Source organism: Paraburkholderia sp. RL18-085-BIA-A, assembly GCF_046027075.1.
In the GTDB taxonomy this organism is placed as follows: Bacteria; Pseudomonadota; Gammaproteobacteria; order Burkholderiales; family Burkholderiaceae; genus Paraburkholderia.
In genome coordinates this window covers 1-15,295 of record NZ_JARESU010000086.1, presented here as the reverse complement: position 1 = coordinate 15,295, position 15,295 = coordinate 1, and the positions used below count along the sequence as shown (strand labels likewise).

The following is a 15,295-nucleotide window of genomic DNA, read 5'->3' as shown; positions in this document are numbered from 1 at the left end:
TCCGAAACATGCGGTCCCGTTCAATTGAATCAGGCCGCGACAATCGTGACTTAAAGATGGTTCATTGACTCAAGACCCATTGCACCAGGGTATGAGCATTCTCCGCCGATAACGGCCCGCCGCGATCGGCCGGCAGCGGCATCGCCATATCGCCCCAATGCGCTTTGCCGCCGAGCCGCAATTTATGCTCCAGCATGAACTGCGCGTCCGGCACGTTGCGGTAGCGCTCGGCGATCTGCTGGAACGACGGCGCGAGAAACGGCGCGTCGCGCGTGTGGCAAAACATGCAGTGTTGCTGATCGACCAGCGCGGTCGGCTCCGGCTCGGCATGCGCTGCAGAGCTGGCCAGCACCAACACGGCACACGCCGCCAGGCAGCTGCGCGTTGGGGCATTCACGGCACGCACTCCTGTGCAGGGGGAATGACTTCAGTGTAGGGGCGCAAACCAGAACGCCGTTGACCTCGGTCAACCAGGGCGCAAGGTCTGAATTTGACGTGTCGCGCATAGCTCCTATGCTGGTGACAGGCGGACCTCGCACAGAGCGGGCCGTCTCGAAGGCGGTCGACAATGCGTAGGTGTGCAGACACGCCACTCCAGCCCCGCATCCTGCGCAAGGAATCAGGTGGTGGTCATGAAGATTCATTTTCCAGAGGAACATCCGGAGTATTGCGCGCGTGACCTCGTCGTCGCATTTCCGGCCGAAGTGGACGGCGCGCGCGTACAGTGCGCGATCACGGCGGAGGCGCTCGAAGACCATTTCGGGGCCGCTTCGCTGCGCGAAGACGACCTGATTGCTGCATTCAACTCGAACCGGCATCCAATCGAACACGCAGCAAGGGAATTGCTGAACGAGGTCGGTGCCAAACCGGTGCTCATGCACAGCGGTTATTTCCGCTTTTGCGAGTGACTTTTCGCGGGCCGGCCCGGTGAAGCGCCGCTTTCGATCCGCCATGTCGGCGCGAAGTGAGGTGGGAGCCGGCCGTGCAGGTTCGAGGAGAATCCTATGCGTGCGATGGTGTTCGACGGCAGCGCGTCGTTACTGCGTGAGCAGGAGGTGCCAGATCCCGCGCCCGGTCCCGGGCAGCTGCTGATCGATATTCGTGCGTGCGGCGTATGCCGCACTGATCTTCATCTGGTCGACCACGAGCTGCAGCATCCCAAACAGCCTGTGATCCCGGGTCACGAAATTGTCGGCACGGTCGCCGATCTCGGCGCGGGGGTGACGGGGTTCGTCGTCGGCGACCGGGTGGGGGTGCCGTGGGTTGGCCACACATGCGGGCATTGCCGCTACTGTCTGTCGGCGCGGGAAAATCTCTGCGACGAGCCCGGATTCACGGGCTATACGATCGACGGCGGCTACGCGGAGCGCACGGTCGCCGACAGCCGGTACTGCTTTCATCTACCGGCTCAATACACGGACATCGAGGCAGCACCGCTGCTATGCGCAGGCCTCATCGGTTATCGCACGTTGAGCATGGCGGGCGACGCGCAGCGAATCGGTATCTACGGGTTCGGCGCGGCGGCCCATATCGTTGCGCAGGTCGCGCGTCATCAGCAGCGCACGGTGTACGCGTTCACGCGGCCGGGTGATCGCGCAGCCCAGCAACTCGCGCTCCGTCTCGGCGCGGCATGGGCGGGCAGCAGCGAGCAGGCGCCGCCCGACGAACTGGATGCGGCTTTGCTTTTTGCGCCCATCGGCGCGCTCATTCCGCAGGCATTGCGGGCGGTCGCTAAAGGTGGTGTGGTGGTGTGCGGCGGGATTCACATGAGCGATATTCCGTCGTTCCCGTATGCAATGTTGTGGGGCGAGCGGCGCGTGGTGTCGGTCGCGAATCTGACGCGCGATGATGGGCTGGGCTTCATGCGCATTGCGGCCGAAATGCGTCTCGCAATCGAAACTACGAGTTATCCGCTGACGGATGCCAATCGGGCGCTGGGCGACCTGCGCGATGGCAGGTTGACGGGCGCGGCCGTGCTTGCCGTTCGTTAGCCGGTGGGGCTGGCTGGGGCGCTTGGGGGCGCGGCGGCCCTCGATTGCGGTGCTGCCGGCAGTGAACCGGATCGCGCTTCAACCCCCTGATGTAAAGCTCAATTAAACCCGCACAAGGCCCTCGTGATCGAGGATCCGGATGTCCTTGCCCCGTATATCGACCAATCCGTCACGCTGGAATCTGGAGAGCATCCTGCTTACCGTTTCGAGCTTGATTCCCAGATAGCTGCCGATTTCCTCGCGCGTCATACGCAGGTGAAATTCTGTCGGCGAATACCCGCGCATTCTCAAGCGATCCGACAGGTTCAGCAGGAACGTCGCGACGCGCTGTTCGGCAGACATCGTGCCGAGCAACATCATCTGTGACGACTCGCGCACGATCTCGCTGCCCATCATCCGGTGCAGGTGTTGCTGGACGGCCTTGACTTCCCGGCACATGGCTTCGAGCAGATGGAACGGGATGATGCAGACCTTGCTGTCTTCGAGCGCCACGGCATCGCAACTATGGTGGCCGGAGCTCACGCCGTCGAGCCCGAGCGAGTCGCCGGCGAGATGAAAGCCGATTACCTGCTCGCCGCCGTCGCGGTGCATAACGACTGTCTTGAAGGAGCCGGCGCGCACGGCATAGATGCTCTGGAACGAATCGTTCGCGCGATAGATCGTCTCGCCCTGTTTGATGGTCCGCGATGGGCAAATGAGCGATTCCATCCTTTGCAATTCGTCGGACGTCAGGCCCTGCGGCATGCAGATAGAGCGCATGGAGCAGACCGTGCAGCGCAGTGCGTTCTTGCCCGGCGCTCGCGCGGTTGCCGGCACGTGTTGGGGAGCGGGCGGTGCCTGTGGGCGGACAGGCGCTGGCGAGATTGGGCAATAGGCGGCGACGTCAGACATGATGTGCTCCTGATTGGAGAAGGGTGCGCGTGCGATGTTCGCTGGCGATCCGCTGGATCGTGTTCCGCGCCAGATCAAATTCGCTGGTCTTGTCGAAAAAGTAATGGGCGCCGCCCATCAGGCATGCGCGGCGAAACCAGGCGTTGAAACGATTCGTCATCACCATGACAGTCACATGCGGCATTCTTTGTGTGAGCAGCGCTAACAACTCCATGCCAGTGCCGCCGCTCAGATGCAGGTCCGTCACGACCAGGTCGGGCGCCGCAGTATCGATGGCCGCGAACGCCGCAGCGGGCTCTTCGGCTTCGCCGACGATCTCCACGCCGTCGAGTGCGCCCAAAAGCGCGGCCATGCGGCGCCGCACTGACGCTGCGTCGTCGGCGAGAAACACACGCAGGGCGGGGCGGTCAGGGCTTGAGTTCATGGCTCGAAGTATCGGCCGCGCTGTCCCAAAATAAAATCGGCGGGGAATGAACTTCGAGTAGGCAAGTGGGAAGGTCTGTAGGGCGTTTCCTACAATAAAGTGAAGCGGATCAGGCGGATCCCTGGGTGAACTGCGGGCGGGGTGCGCGGCAGGTCGGAGAAGGGATACGGGGCGCCCTGGCTTGAATCGGGTCGCGGGCCACCCGCAAACGGTGGTTTGCGGCGGCGTTCAGATGTCGTCCTCCTCGTCGTAGACCAGTTTGTGACGCATCGCATAGCGCACCAGCGCAGCCTCGTGCGGCACCTGCATTTTTTCGAGGATGCGCGTCTTGTACGTGCTGACGGTCTTGCTGCTCACACAGAGTTCGGCCGCGATTTCGGTGATCGTTTGACCGGCGGCAATGCGCTTCATGACGTCGAACTCCCGGTCGGACAGTCGCTGATGCGGGAGCAGATCGGTCGGCTCGTTCAGGCTCTGGGCAAACCGCTCGGCCATCGCCAGGCTGACGTAGACGCCGCCGGCGGCCACTTTGGTCACGGCCGCCACCAGTTCGGCACTCGCGCTTTCCTTGGTCAGATAACCGGACGCACCTGCCTTGAATGCACGCACCGCGTACTGCTGCTCGGCGTGCATGGTCAGCACGAGAATGCGCAGCGCCGGTTTTTCTTCCTTGATCTGTTTGATCAGCTCGACGCCATTACGGCCGGGCATCGACAGATCGAGCACCATCACATCGGCGGCGCGCTCGCGGATCAGTGCGATCGCGCTGGTGCTGTCGCACGCTTCGCCGACCACTTCAAAGCCGCTTGCGCCTTGCAGGATATGCCGAAGACCGTCGCGGACGAGCGCATGGTCGTCGGCGATCAATACGCGGGTCATGTTTGCATCTCCTGCAATTGCACGGTCTGTGCCGGAATGGTGACGGTTAGCGCGAAGCCTTTGCCGTGCGCGGTATGAATGTCGACGGCTCCGCCAAGCATATGCGCCCGTTCACGAACGCCGAGCAAGCCGAATGATTTGGCAGCCGGATCGGCGGCGCGATGCGCGCCCTGGCCATTGTCGGCGATGCGCAACACGAAGTTCTGATTCTCGGCGTGCAGGCTCAACGTGACCCGCGTGGCATCGGCATGCCGCGCTACATTGGTCAGCGCTTCCTGCACGATGCGAAACAGGGCGGTCGCGCCGGCCGGGGTGAAACGCGCGTCGCCAGTGTCGATGTGACGCTCCACGTCGATACCGTGGCGGTTCGTGAAGTCGTTGGAAAGCCATTCGATTGCGGGTATCAGGCCGAGATCGTCGAGCATGACCGGCCGCAGATCGGCGGCAATGCGGCGCAGCGAGGCGACCGTTACATCGATCAGGCGGCGCATGCTTTGCAATTGTGGTCGCACTGGCGCACCCGCTGACGCGTCCAGAGCCTCTTCGACCGATGCAAGGTCCATTTTGAGCGCAGTGAGTTGCTGACCGAGGTCGTCGTGCAGTTCGCGTGCGATCCGCGTTTTCTCCTCTTCGCGCACCTTTTGCAGGTTGGCCGAAAGCTCACGCAGTTCTTCGCGCGCCTGCCGTTGCGCACGCTCCGCTTTGACGCGTTCGGTAATATCGCGCAGCATCACTGTGTAGAGGCGTGTGTTGCCGTCAGGGATCTGCGAAATGGACGCCTCCAGCGGAAATTCCTCGCCGTTGGCGCGCAAACCCCACAGTACGCGCTGGGTGCCCATCTGCCGGTCCGACACGCCTGTCACCCCGAACTGTTCGACGTGACGCGCGTGCGCCGCGCGAAACCGCTCGGGGATGAAGCGATCGAGCGGCGCGCCGACCGCATCCATGACGGAACAGCCGAACACCTGTTCCGCCATCGGATTGAAGATGACGATGCGCTGATGTTCGTCGATGGTGATGATCGCCTCCTTCGAAGCCCGGATGATGGCCATCATCCGGGCTTCGCTCACGCCGGACTGACTACTCTGCGTGCTTGCTTCTGCGCTCGCGAGTAGATCGTCGCGGCGCGCGCGTGCCAGCATGTAGGCGCTCGTAGCCAGAAAAAGGGCGGCGGCGACGCAAAGGAACCGCGTTGAATCGAACCAGCGTTGCGTTGCCAGCATTGCGGTAAGCGTTACACAGAACGTCGCCGCGGCTGCGAACGTGGGTTGTGTCACGTGCAAGGCCAGCCGCCCGCGTGCGTGGGGATCGGGCGAAGGGGGCGTCTTAGCGCGAGTGGCCATGGGGGCCTCTTCGGAAACTGCCGACAAGAACAGGTTGCGCTGCCCGATGTGTTGCCATGGAGGCGCGGAGTGCGAGCATCCCGGTTCCGTGGTTGTCATGCTTGCCGTGGCGGCGGACCACCGGAGTATCGTGCGAACGGCGAATGTTCGCGCTCATTGTGCGTGAAACGTAGGCTTAGTGCCAGTGCCGCCGGGCTGGGTGATCGTGCGCCGTGCGGGTTGCCCCGCAACTGGAACGCCAGAGCACCGGCCCGGTATCACCGCGCCATTCAATGCGACATCAACACGGGCACGGTCATCGACTGCAACATGGTGCGCGTGACGCCGCCGAGCAACCGTTCCTGAGCCCGGGCGTGGCCATACGCGCCCATCACCAGCAGATCGATATGACGGTCGGCCAGCATATTGAGCAGCATGGCGCCGGTATTGACGCCGGATGCCTTCGGTGCGGTAGTGAAGCTCGCTTCGATACCGTGGCGCGCCAGCCAGGCGGCGACGTCGATACCGGTCGGCTCGCCGTCCCGCGGATGACGCTGCACCGTCATAATCGTGACGAAACTGGCGCGACGAATGAGCGGCAGCGCGTCGGTCGCAGCCCGCGCGCTTTCGCGGCCGCCATCCCACGCGATCATGACGTTCTCCATCCGGGGGCTCGCCGGTCCCGCATGGGGCAGCACGATCGCAGGACGCCCCGAACCCATCACCACGTCCTCGACGAACTGCCGCGCGATATACGCGCTCCGGTCCTCCGCGTCTTCCTGGCCGAGGATCAGCAGATCGGCATGGCGCGCGTGCAGAATCGCCGTTTCGGCCGATGGGCCATCCGGCGCTCGCCATTCCGCGCTGCCTCCGGCACGCCCGGTGGCGGCGATGAAGCGCGCATGCACGCGCTTCTGATTGGCGTCGTGTTGCGCGTCACGGCTGGCGATCCAGATGTGGTCTTCATGCAGAAAGAGCGGTCTTGTCAGTTCTTCGCAAACCACATAAAGGCCGATCAGATGCGCGTCGTGGCGCGCCGCCATCTGCAGTGCGTAGTCGAGCCGCGCATCGCAATGAGTGCTGTTGTCGAGATGCACCAGCAGGGTTTTGCAGTTCATGACGGCTCCTTGACGAGTGCTCCAGCAGCCTGTGTAAAGTCTGCGCAAGGCGATGCGCAATGCCCGGAGATCAGCAGCACCGGACAGGTGGCGATGCGCAGAAAATGTTCTGCGACGCTGCCGAGCATCAGCCGTCGCACGCCACGCCGGCCGTGTGTGCCCATCACCACGAGGTCGGCGTTGAACTCCCGCGCGGCGCGCTGGATGCGGTGTGCGATGTCTTCGCCCGTCATCAGCTCGGTTTCGACCGTGCGCGTCGGGCCCTTTACGCCGGCCCTGGCCATTAGCGCAGCGGCGTCGGCCAGCACGTGCCGCCCTTCCTCGCTGAGCGCGTCGCGCACGTATGACGGGTCGTAGCCGGGCACGTCATAGGACATCAGCGGCACGTCGACGACGTTGAGCGGCTGCAGTCGCGCACCCGAATCCCGTGCCAGCTGGACAGCGGCGGTCAGTGCGCGCGCCGAGGTTTCGCTGCAGTCGACTGCAACCAGCATCTGTTTGTACATGGCGAACACTCCAGAACAGGAAGAGGGCAGGCCGCGCTCAGTGCGACATCAGCACCGGCACGGTCATCGAGCGGAGAATCGTGCGCGTGGCGCCGCCCATTACCAGTTCGCGCCAGCGGGCATGGCCATAGGCGCCCATCACCAGCAGATCGGCGCCGCTGTCGGCCACCTGCGAAAGCAGCACTTCGCCGACCGATCCTCCCGGTCCGGTTTCAATGTTCTCGACCTTTACAGGTGCGCCATGTCGTGCAATCACGGTGGCGATGTCCGCGCCGGGAATGCGGCCGTGCTCGCCTGCGTGCGCGGCGTTGACGCTGAGGATCGTGGTGCTTTGTGCGGTCCGCATGAACGGCAGCGCGTCGTGCACGGCGCGCGTGGCTTCGCGGCTGCCGTCCCACGCGACCAACACCCGGGCACCGGTTGACCGTTCATTGCTTGCATTGGGCACCAGTAGCACCGGGCGGCCGCACGACAGAATCAGGTTTTCGGGGAAGAAGTCGCCGACATACGATTCCGGATCACCCGGGTCGTCCTGGCCGGCCACGATGAGATCCGCGCAGCGGCCCGCGCGGGGTATGGCGAGACTGGCGGGCTCGTCCATGGCGATCCATTCGCCCGCCACGTCGGCACGCCGCAGTTCGGCATGAAAGAGCCGTTCCAGCGCCGCGCGCCGCTCCGCGCGAATCTCTGCGTGCGTGGCGTAGTAGTCCGCGGTTCCCGCCATCACATACAGCGAGCGGGGATCCGGCGTAAAGACGGCGAACGCGCCGGTCAGATGCGCATCGAACTGTTTGGCGAGGCGCAGCGCGATTTCGAGCCGCGGGTGCGCACGCTGGCTGTTGTCGAGATGAACAACGATGGTTTTGTAACTCATGGCAGTCGCTCCGGGAGAGGAAGGTGACGCGCGGACAGGTGAGCTTGAGTCTAGGGACGATGGCAGCGGCCCCGTTGATGCAGATCAACAGCGGCTTCGGCGCGGCGCATGAAAGTCATGTTTGACCCAGGTCAAGTCCCAGGGCTGCGTGCCGCCTATGCTCCCCGACATGCGAGGCGGCCGTGCCGTCGCCCGAGTATTTCTCTCTGGAGGAGCGAGTCATGGCTGAGCCCCGCGTTCTAGTCGTTTTCTTTTCCCGCACCGGCACCACGCGCATGCTGGCATCCACGCTTGCCAGGATGCTGTCCGCCGACCTCGAAGAAATCTGCGATTTGACCGGGCGGCGCGGTGCTTCCGGATACCTGCGTTGTCTCCTCGACTCGTGGCGCAAGCAGCCAGCCGAGATTGTCCCGCCAGGGCTGGATACCGCGCAGTACGACCTCGTTGTGGTGGGCACGCCCGTATGGGCAGGCTCGGTGTCCGCGCCGGTCCGCGCGTATCTGCTCGAGAACCGGTCGAACTTCAGACATGTGGCGTTCTTTTGCAGCTTCGGCGGCTTCGGCAGCCAGGCCGCCTTTGACGAGATGCGTGCGCTGGCCGGTAGAGCGGCGGTCGCGCAATGCAAGGTGCGCGCCTCCGAAGTGCAGCGCGGCGTGGTGGCCGCGTCGCTGATGCTGTTTGTGAGCGTGCTGAAAACTCATCTCGCCCACTATGCAGCGCTGGAATGGACCTGCTGATCCACGTCCGTTTCAGACCGGCAGCAGCATCAGCATGGCTGCCGCGCCCATCACCGCTGTCGCAACCGAGCCGAGCACGAGGAGCGTCCGGCTCGCGGTGAAGTCCCCCATCACCCTGCGTTTCGACACGAGCAGCAGGATCACCAAGATCAACGGCACGGCCACCACGCCGTTGATGACCGCGCTCCAGAACAGCGCTTTCATCGGGCTGATCGGCGAAAACTGGATCGCCAGCGCGGCCAGCACGCTCACCGCGATAATGCCGTAGAAACCGCGCGCATCGCGCAGCTTGCGCTCGAGCCCCTCCTGCCATCCCATCGCTTCGGCCAACGCATAAGCGCCCGACCCCGCCAGCACGGGCACCCCGATGAATCCCACGCCAAGTATGCCGAGCGCGAACGGCAGATACGCGAAGTTGCCGGCAAGCGGGCGCAGCGCGCTGGCCGCCTGTGCGGCGGTGGTGATGTCGGTCACCCCCGCGACGTGCAGCGTGACGGCAGTGGCGAGCATGATGAAGTAGGCGGTGAGATCGGAATAGAGCATGCCGCTCCAGGTGTCCCAGCGGATGCGCCGCATTTCCGTGCGCGCTGTATGAGGGGCGCTCACGAGCGGCGCGCCGTCTGGACGTAGGACAGTGCCGCTTTTAAACGAACCACCACGCGAGTGCGGTCGTCAAAAGCACGACCGCCCACGACGGCATGCGCCACCAGCCGAGCAGCACCAGCGCCACGACGACCAGCGCGAAGTCGTGCCCTGTATGCACAGCGCTGGTCCACACGGGGTCGTAGAGCGCGGCGAGCAGGATGCCGACCACGGCGGCGTTGATGCCGGCCATTGCGCGCCGCATCGACGCGAAAGCGCGTAACTCGCCCCACAGGGGGAGTGCCGCACCGACCAGCAGAAACGATGGCAGGAAGATCGCGAGGGTGGCGATCAGTGCGCCAACCACGCCTGACGGATGACCCGTGCTGGCGGCGCCAAGAAATGCGGCGAACGAAAAAAGCGGACCGGGAACCGCCTGCGCCGCGCCGTAGCCTGCCATGAACGCGTTCGAGGAAACCCAGCCGCGCGGCACGGCGACCGCTTCGAGCAGTGGCAACACGACGTGGCCGCCGCCGAACACCAGCGATCCGACCCGGTAGAACGCCGAGAATAGATCGAGCGGATAACTGTGCAGATAGGCTGCGACGGCGGGCAATCCGAACAGCAGCAGTGCGAAAGCCACGAAACAGGCGAGTGCGCCGGCTTTCGTCCCCGGCATGCCGAGCGGTGCGCTCGGCACCTCGGTCGATGACTTCAGAAAGGCGGCGCCAGCGATTCCGGCGACCACGATCGACGCGACCTGCCCATAGGCCGCGCCGAGCAGGATGACTGCTATTGCGGAAACTGCCGCGATAGTCACACGTGCGCGGTCGGGACAGAGCATGCGTCCCATCGACCAGACTGCCTGCACGACTACGGCGACCGCTGCGATCTTCAGCCCTCGCAACAGGAGAAGCGAAGTCGCGTCCGACAGACTCGTGAAGCCAAAGGCAAACGCCACGAGCAAGAACACCGACGGCAGCGTAAAGCCGAGCCAGGCCGCTATCGCGCCCGCCACGCCGCCACGCAGACGCCCGATTGCGATGCCGACCTGACTGCTGCCTGGTCCAGGCAGAAACTGGCACAGCGCGACCACGTCGCTGAACGTGTGTTCATCGAGCCATTGGCGGCGCCTGACGAATTCGTCGCGAAAGTAGCCGAGATGGGCCGCCGGGCCACCGAACGAAGTCAGGCCGAGCCTCAGAAAAATGCAGAAGAGCGTCCACGGCGAGCTATGTGCCGCTACGGCAAGGGGAGTCTCTGTGTCCGTGTTGCGCATGGAAATGGTGGTACCGCTTGTATGTCGGGATAGGCTCCGGAAAATAGCACACCCGGGTGACCATTGGCGCTGTGGTGTGTGGACGCGCGCTCGCCTGAACAGCCGGCCGCACGGCCGGCCGGGCAATGCCGTACCGTTGATGCAGGTCAATCGGCGCGCGCGAATCGCGCCGATGATGTTTTCATCGGCGCTGCCGTACGCGGCTTCGGCTGCCGGAACGGTCGATGGATAGGACACAGCACGTGCGGGGGCAGCATGGGAATCGGTATGCAGATTGTCTATTTCGGGTTCGCGGGATCCGCGCAGATCGAATCGGAGGCCGCAGCGCAACTGGTGCGCCTGGAGCGGTTCGCCAAATTCATTTCCGGATGCCATCTTGCGATCGAGGCCATTCATGAGCGAGCGTTACACGAGATACCCGACGGCCGCCACGCCGCGCGGGGCAATCACCTCAAGTTCGATGTGCGTCTCGATCTGGTCCTGCACTCGGGTGAACTGATGCCGATCGAGCATCGGCAGAGCCCTGATCCTGATGGCGCGGTACGGGCGGCATTCGATGCGGCCGAACGGCTGCTCGTGCGCGGCGCCGCGCGCGTCTGATTTCCAACGGTTTTTTCGACGTTTTTTCTGGAGACAGTCATGTACGCAAACATCGTGGTGGCCGTGGACGGCAGCGAAGGCGCAAAGCGCGCGCTCTCCGAAGCGATCCAGCTCGCGAAACTCTCACACGGCAAGTTGACGGCGGTGTGCGTGCTGGATCAGTCGGCGGCGTTCACATATGCGGGCGCCTGCGATCCGCATCTTCTGACGGACGCTGCGCGGCAGGTCGGGCTCAGCCTGCTGCATGGCGCACTCGCCCAGATGCGCGACTTCAATGTCCCGGGCGACTCAGAGATTGTGGAGACCCAAGGCATCGCCGAAGACGTCGCCAGCGCGTTGATGCGCTGCGTGCAACGCCGTGGCACGGACCTGGTCGTGATGGGCACGCACGGACGTCGCGGTTTGCGGCGCATGGTGATCGGCAGCGTGGCCGAGCGGTTCGTCCGCTATGCGACGTGTCCTGTACTGCTGATTCGTGAGCCGGTCGACACGGAGGATCCTGCTGCGGCCTGATGCGCATCTCACGCCGGCACTGACAGAGCAATGGAGGACAATCGAGGATGGCGGCCGCAGGTACGTCAGTACAGCGTCCTCAAAGCCATTCAGCGCCATGCCGATTGACAGTTGAAGTATGTTGGATTTGAAGTCGACAACGGCCCGGTGATTCTGTCGGGCCGTCTCAAATCGGGGCGCGGTTAGTCGAAAATCGCATCATTTGCCGGTTGATGAGTCACGGGCGGAGTTAGTGTCGTCACGCGGGGCAACTCGCCAGATGGCATTCCCCACATCGTCCGCGACAAGCAACGCCCCGAGCGCATCCAACGCGACGCCGACCGGTCGCCCCACAGCGTGGCCGTCCGTTGTCAGAAAGCCGCTCAAAAAATCCTCCGGTGCGCCAGCAGGTTTTCCATCGACGAATGGCACGAACACCACCTTGTAGCCGCTTCGCGGCTTGCGGTTCCACGATCCATGTTGGCCGACAAATGCGCCGCCCCGATAGTGCGCAGAGAACAGTGTCCGGTCGTAAAAGACAAGACCTAGGGAAGCCGTGTGATTGCCGAGGGCATAGTCCGGTGCGATGGCCCTTGCGACAAGGTCGGGGCGTTGAGGTTTGACTCGCGTGTCGACGTGCTGGCCGTAATAGCTATAGGGAAAGCCATAGAACGCTCCATCTTTCACCGCCGTCATGTAATCGGGTACGAGGTTGTTGCCGAGATCGTCGCGCTCGTTGACTGCCGTCCACAACGCGCCGCTGTCCGGTTGCCACGAAAGGCCGTTAGCATTGCGCAATCCTGTCGCATAGGGTCGCAAGCGACCGGTTTCCACGTCATACTCAATAATCCGTGCGCGGCCTTCCTCGGCGTCGACGCCGTTTTCCGCCGCGTTGCTATTCGATCCCACAGTGATGTAGAGATGCTTGCCCGAGCGATCCGCAAGGATATTCTTTGTCCAGTGATGGTTGATCGGGCCGGCTGGCAAATCTGCAACCTTGACTCCAGGGCTAATGATCTCCGTAGCACCCGGAGCGTAGTTAAAACGCAGCAAAGCGTCCGTATCCGCAACGTAGAGTTCATTACCGATAAGCGCCATTCCGAACGGCGAATGCAGGCCGCGGAGGAACACGACCTGCAGTTGGGCGACCCCAGTTCCATTGGCGTCCCGTAACAGCACGATTCGATCAGGACTCTTCACACCGGCGCCAGCGCGCTTCATGACCTGATGTCTGATCCAGCCGAGAATTCCGCTGTCCTCGTCGTGCTCTTTGGGTGCATCGCTTTCCGCCACCAGTACGTCACCGTTTGGCAAGGTATAGAGCCAGCGCGGGTGTACCAGGCCGCCGGCGAACTCGGTTACGGAAAACCCATTGGGCGCGCTGGGCATGAACCCAGCGGAGCGCGCCTGAACGGGCGCGATATTGACCACGGGAATTATTGTCGGTTCTGGAGCCGGGATGGCAGGCGCGGCGCCGAAACCGGCATCGCTCGAAGCTGACGGTCCGATCGCGCAGGCGGCCAGCGGCAAAACCATTGAAACGACCAGACGATTCATCAAGTACATGTTCGTTATCCTGTTTTCGGCTTTGGCTATTTGGTGTCAGCAAAAAGCCTGCCTACGACAAGGATTACTGAGGCCGAAAACTTCTCCAATGGGTCGGGCCATAAGTCCCCGGCTCCGACTCACTGGCCCAGGTTGCGTAAGCGTGGCGGTCATGTGGGATTGATGCACGGCTGCGTTGAATATTGAACTAGCGTTACCTGACATCAGGTTTCCTTAAGGTGATGTCGCTAGCAGCGTGACGCATGTGCGGTGTACTGGGTCTACTGTCAACTTGAGAGCCGCACGCCGCGCGCTTCCCGAACTCAATGTGATTCCAGGCAAAGAGGGAAGAATGCGGAATCAGGCGTCCTGCATATCACGTATCGGCACGTACGTTCCCTTCGTTGACAGCCGTATTGATCGCGATGCAGTTTGTGATCGACTGGATGGGCTGATCGCCAGGTGTCTCGGCGGTGGTTCAACGCTGGTCGCCATGGTGATGATCAGAGTGATATGACAATTTGCTCATAGGGCTATACGGGACGGTTCGCGCAAGATGCATAAGGGCCATAAAGAACCTCACCGCATCAATGCGATTGGCTGGCTGCGCGCTGCAGTTCTTGGCGCGAACGACGGCATCATTTCAACTGCAAGTCTGATAGTCGGCGTGGCGTCAGCGCATGCTGAACACGGGCATCTGATTCTGACCCGGCTAGCCGGATTGGTAGCCGGCGCAATGTCGATGGCGACCGGCGAGTATGTGTCCGTCTCCTCACAGGCAGATACCGAAAAAGCGGCGCTCGCCGAAGAGCGGGCGGAGCTTGATGCGGACGGGGCGCGCGAACATCGCGAACTCGCGGCAATATACGTTCGACGTGGTCTCGACATGGCGCTCGCCCAACAGGTTGCGCAGGCCCTGATGGCTCACGACGCGCTCGGAGCACACGCGCGCGACGAATTGGGCATCTCGGAAGTCACCACGGCAAAACCATTACAGGCCGCGCTTGCCTCGGCTTGCAGCTTTTCGGCGGGGGCCGCTTTGCCGCTTATCGTCACTGCGCTCGCACCGCAGAGATGGGTGGCGCCGGGCATTGCTGTGACGGCACTCGCTTCGCTGGCATTTCTCGGCGGATTTGCCGCCCGGGTCGGGGGAGCGAACATGGTTCCCGGCGTATTGCGGGTCACCTTCTGGAGTGCGCTGTCGATGGGGCTGGCGTCACCGGTCGGCGGTATATTCGGAGCGAATTAAGCAGTGCGCTATAGCGAAGCAAATCGTCACGAGCAGGGGGCGCGGACCTGCCAAGCCGTGTCGCGCACTCCTATTGCCGGGTCGTTATACGCACAACTCTGACAAGCGGCTTTCCGATAGCTGGACGCGTTCCAGCTAACCGGTACGAAATATTCGATCAGTCGTCGTCACGCCGGCCATAGCGGCAGGCGCAAGAGGGAATCTTCTCCGCCGAGCGGCTCCTCACGCGCCCGCAGATGCTTCAAGTTCCGCGAGACGTTTGCGTAGCAAGCGGTCCTCCTGGAAGCGTTTAGTTTCATCGCGGATCACTGCAACGATACCGGTAAGTTCGTTTTGCGACGAATGCAGCAGAGCGACCGTAAAGGCGATCGACAGAGACTGTCCATCCTTGTTTACAGCGGGGACACGGAGCACATCGTTGCCATATCGGGTTTCGCCCGTTGCCATCGTTTTGTGATAACCGTCCCAATGGCGACTGCGTAAACGTTCGGGAATGATCAGATCCAGCGATTTTCCGAGTGCCTCGCTTTGCGTAAAACCGAACATGTGTTCGGCCGCGGGGTTCCAGAAAGTAATGCTGCCGCGTGAATCGGAAATGATGATGGCGTCACCGATTGCGTTGGCAAGTTGCTGAAAGTCGATAGCAATTTGCATGAACGTTGCCCCGGATATAGAAACATAAATGTTCGAATTGGGTACAGCGCCGACCACGGCGCCGTACTCGCAGGTTCGAGCCTACTGACGGGCTTGGGTGTCGCGGTTAAACCGCCTTGACTTCGCGTAGGTTGAAGATGTCCTGCTTGCTA

The 15,295-nt window shown here is 62.8% G+C and carries 17 protein-coding genes and 1 pseudogene; 6 read left to right on the top strand and 12 right to left on the bottom strand.

Features of this window, described 5'->3' with window-relative positions; genetic code table 11:
• Nucleotides 1–61 precede the first annotated feature (61 nt).
• Nucleotides 62–397, bottom strand: a complete 336-nt coding sequence (locus P0D89_RS36160; protein ID WP_408377967.1) for a c-type cytochrome — start codon at nt 395–397, stop codon at nt 62–64.
• A gap of 226 nt (nt 398–623) precedes the next feature.
• On the opposite strand from P0D89_RS36160, the gene P0D89_RS36155 reads away from it, so the two are divergent.
• Both P0D89_RS36155 and P0D89_RS36150 read left to right on the top strand, forming a co-directional pair.
• Nucleotides 624–908, top strand: a complete 285-nt coding sequence (locus P0D89_RS36155; protein ID WP_408365660.1) for a DUF1488 family protein — start codon at nt 624–626, stop codon at nt 906–908.
• Nucleotides 909–1,004: 96 nt separating this feature from the next.
• Nucleotides 1,005–1,991, top strand: coding sequence for a zinc-dependent alcohol dehydrogenase family protein (locus tag P0D89_RS36150; protein ID WP_408365658.1), 987 nt, complete (start codon nt 1,005–1,007; stop codon nt 1,989–1,991).
• 102 nt (nt 1,992–2,093) lie between these two features.
• Here the strand turns inward: P0D89_RS36150 and fnr are convergent, their stop codons facing one another.
• The 7 genes from fnr to P0D89_RS36115 all read right to left on the bottom strand — a co-directional run bounded on the left by fnr (nt 2,094) and on the right by P0D89_RS36115 (nt 8,005).
• A complete protein-coding gene (gene fnr, locus P0D89_RS36145) occupies nt 2,094–2,882 on the bottom strand; it encodes a fumarate/nitrate reduction transcriptional regulator Fnr (protein ID WP_408365656.1) in 789 nt (262 codons plus the stop codon).
• On the bottom strand, nt 2,875–3,306 hold the full coding sequence (locus tag P0D89_RS36140) for a response regulator (protein ID WP_408365654.1): 432 nt from the start codon (nt 3,304–3,306) through the stop codon (nt 2,875–2,877). The genes fnr and P0D89_RS36140 overlap by 8 nt, the downstream gene beginning before the upstream one ends.
• Nucleotides 3,307–3,534: 228 nt before the next feature.
• Nucleotides 3,535–4,185, bottom strand: a complete 651-nt coding sequence (locus tag P0D89_RS36135; RefSeq protein WP_408365652.1) for a response regulator — start codon at nt 4,183–4,185, stop codon at nt 3,535–3,537.
• Complete coding sequence (locus tag P0D89_RS36130) at nt 4,182–5,528, bottom strand: PAS domain-containing sensor histidine kinase (RefSeq protein ID WP_408365650.1); 1,347 nt, start codon at nt 5,526–5,528, stop codon at nt 4,182–4,184. Before P0D89_RS36130 ends, P0D89_RS36135 begins: the two co-directional genes overlap by 4 nt.
• A 269-nt stretch (nt 5,529–5,797) precedes the next feature.
• On the bottom strand, nt 5,798–6,625 hold the full coding sequence (locus tag P0D89_RS36125) for a universal stress protein (RefSeq protein WP_408365648.1): 828 nt from the start codon (nt 6,623–6,625) through the stop codon (nt 5,798–5,800).
• The gene (locus P0D89_RS36120; RefSeq protein WP_408365645.1) at nt 6,622–7,131 is read right to left on the bottom strand and encodes a universal stress protein; all 510 of its coding nucleotides are present in this window, start codon (nt 7,129–7,131) and stop codon (nt 6,622–6,624) included. Before P0D89_RS36120 ends, P0D89_RS36125 begins: the two co-directional genes overlap by 4 nt.
• 37 nt (nt 7,132–7,168) lie before the next feature.
• The gene (locus P0D89_RS36115) at nt 7,169–8,005 is read right to left on the bottom strand and encodes a universal stress protein (protein ID WP_408365643.1); all 837 of its coding nucleotides are present in this window, start codon (nt 8,003–8,005) and stop codon (nt 7,169–7,171) included.
• A 221-nt stretch (nt 8,006–8,226) separates the two neighbouring features.
• Between P0D89_RS36115 and P0D89_RS36110 the strand changes: the two genes are divergently transcribed.
• Nucleotides 8,227–8,742, top strand: a complete 516-nt coding sequence (locus tag P0D89_RS36110; RefSeq protein ID WP_408365641.1) for a flavodoxin family protein — start codon at nt 8,227–8,229, stop codon at nt 8,740–8,742.
• Nucleotides 8,743–8,754: 12 nt separating this feature from the next.
• On the opposite strand, the pseudogene P0D89_RS36105 reads toward P0D89_RS36110, so the two are convergent.
• Nucleotides 8,755–9,363: pseudogene (locus P0D89_RS36105) on the bottom strand (divalent metal cation transporter); the annotation flags it as partial.
• A 22-nt stretch (nt 9,364–9,385) separates the two neighbouring features.
• Complete coding sequence (chrA, locus tag P0D89_RS36100; protein ID WP_408365639.1) at nt 9,386–10,603, bottom strand: chromate efflux transporter; 1,218 nt, start codon at nt 10,601–10,603, stop codon at nt 9,386–9,388.
• Nucleotides 10,604–10,858: 255 nt separating this feature from the next.
• Between chrA and P0D89_RS36095 the strand changes: the two genes are divergently transcribed.
• Both P0D89_RS36095 and P0D89_RS36090 read left to right on the top strand, forming a co-directional pair.
• Nucleotides 10,859–11,203, top strand: a complete 345-nt coding sequence (locus P0D89_RS36095; protein WP_408365637.1) for a hypothetical protein — start codon at nt 10,859–10,861, stop codon at nt 11,201–11,203.
• 39 nt (nt 11,204–11,242) lie between these two features.
• Nucleotides 11,243–11,716: a universal stress protein gene (locus P0D89_RS36090; protein ID WP_408365635.1), complete on the top strand. Its 474-nt coding sequence runs from the start codon at nt 11,243–11,245 to the stop codon at nt 11,714–11,716.
• A gap of 198 nt (nt 11,717–11,914) precedes the next feature.
• Here P0D89_RS36090 and P0D89_RS36085 read toward each other — a convergent pair whose 3' ends face one another.
• Complete coding sequence (locus P0D89_RS36085) at nt 11,915–13,261, bottom strand: PQQ-dependent sugar dehydrogenase (protein ID WP_408365633.1); 1,347 nt, start codon at nt 13,259–13,261, stop codon at nt 11,915–11,917.
• 535 nt (nt 13,262–13,796) lie between these two features.
• Here P0D89_RS36085 and P0D89_RS36080 point away from each other — a divergent pair.
• Nucleotides 13,797–14,489, top strand: a complete 693-nt coding sequence (locus tag P0D89_RS36080) for a VIT1/CCC1 transporter family protein (protein WP_408365631.1) — start codon at nt 13,797–13,799, stop codon at nt 14,487–14,489.
• 222 nt (nt 14,490–14,711) lie between these two features.
• On the opposite strand, the gene P0D89_RS36075 is transcribed toward P0D89_RS36080, so the two are convergent.
• On the bottom strand, nt 14,712–15,143 hold the full coding sequence (locus tag P0D89_RS36075; protein WP_408365629.1) for a PAS domain S-box protein: 432 nt from the start codon (nt 15,141–15,143) through the stop codon (nt 14,712–14,714).
• Between the last annotated feature and the right edge of the window lie 152 nt (nt 15,144–15,295).

Excerpts from the sequence above, each read along its gene's own strand:
- P0D89_RS36095 (WP_408365637.1), top strand. The coding sequence starts at position 10,859 with ATGGGAATCGGTATGCAGATTGTCTATTTCGGGTTCGCGGGATCCGCG.
- P0D89_RS36085 (WP_408365633.1), bottom strand. The coding sequence starts at position 13,261 with ATGTACTTGATGAATCGTCTGGTCGTTTCAATGGTTTTGCCGCTGGCC.
- fnr (WP_408365656.1), bottom strand. The coding sequence starts at position 2,882 with ATGTCTGACGTCGCCGCCTATTGCCCAATCTCGCCAGCGCCTGTCCGC.
- P0D89_RS36080 (WP_408365631.1), top strand. The coding sequence starts at position 13,797 with ATGCATAAGGGCCATAAAGAACCTCACCGCATCAATGCGATTGGCTGG.
- P0D89_RS36090 (WP_408365635.1), top strand. The coding sequence starts at position 11,243 with ATGTACGCAAACATCGTGGTGGCCGTGGACGGCAGCGAAGGCGCAAAG.
- P0D89_RS36115 (WP_408365643.1), bottom strand. The coding sequence starts at position 8,005 with ATGAGTTACAAAACCATCGTTGTTCATCTCGACAACAGCCAGCGTGCG.
- P0D89_RS36130 (WP_408365650.1), bottom strand. The coding sequence starts at position 5,528 with ATGGCCACTCGCGCTAAGACGCCCCCTTCGCCCGATCCCCACGCACGC.
- P0D89_RS36120 (WP_408365645.1), bottom strand. The coding sequence starts at position 7,131 with ATGTACAAACAGATGCTGGTTGCAGTCGACTGCAGCGAAACCTCGGCG.
- P0D89_RS36075 (WP_408365629.1), bottom strand. The coding sequence starts at position 15,143 with ATGCAAATTGCTATCGACTTTCAGCAACTTGCCAACGCAATCGGTGAC.
- P0D89_RS36110 (WP_408365641.1), top strand. The coding sequence starts at position 8,227 with ATGGCTGAGCCCCGCGTTCTAGTCGTTTTCTTTTCCCGCACCGGCACC.
- chrA (WP_408365639.1), bottom strand. The coding sequence starts at position 10,603 with ATGCGCAACACGGACACAGAGACTCCCCTTGCCGTAGCGGCACATAGC.
- P0D89_RS36140 (WP_408365654.1), bottom strand. The coding sequence starts at position 3,306 with ATGAACTCAAGCCCTGACCGCCCCGCCCTGCGTGTGTTTCTCGCCGAC.
- P0D89_RS36150 (WP_408365658.1), top strand. The coding sequence starts at position 1,005 with ATGCGTGCGATGGTGTTCGACGGCAGCGCGTCGTTACTGCGTGAGCAG.
- P0D89_RS36125 (WP_408365648.1), bottom strand. The coding sequence starts at position 6,625 with ATGAACTGCAAAACCCTGCTGGTGCATCTCGACAACAGCACTCATTGC.
- P0D89_RS36135 (WP_408365652.1), bottom strand. The coding sequence starts at position 4,185 with ATGACCCGCGTATTGATCGCCGACGACCATGCGCTCGTCCGCGACGGT.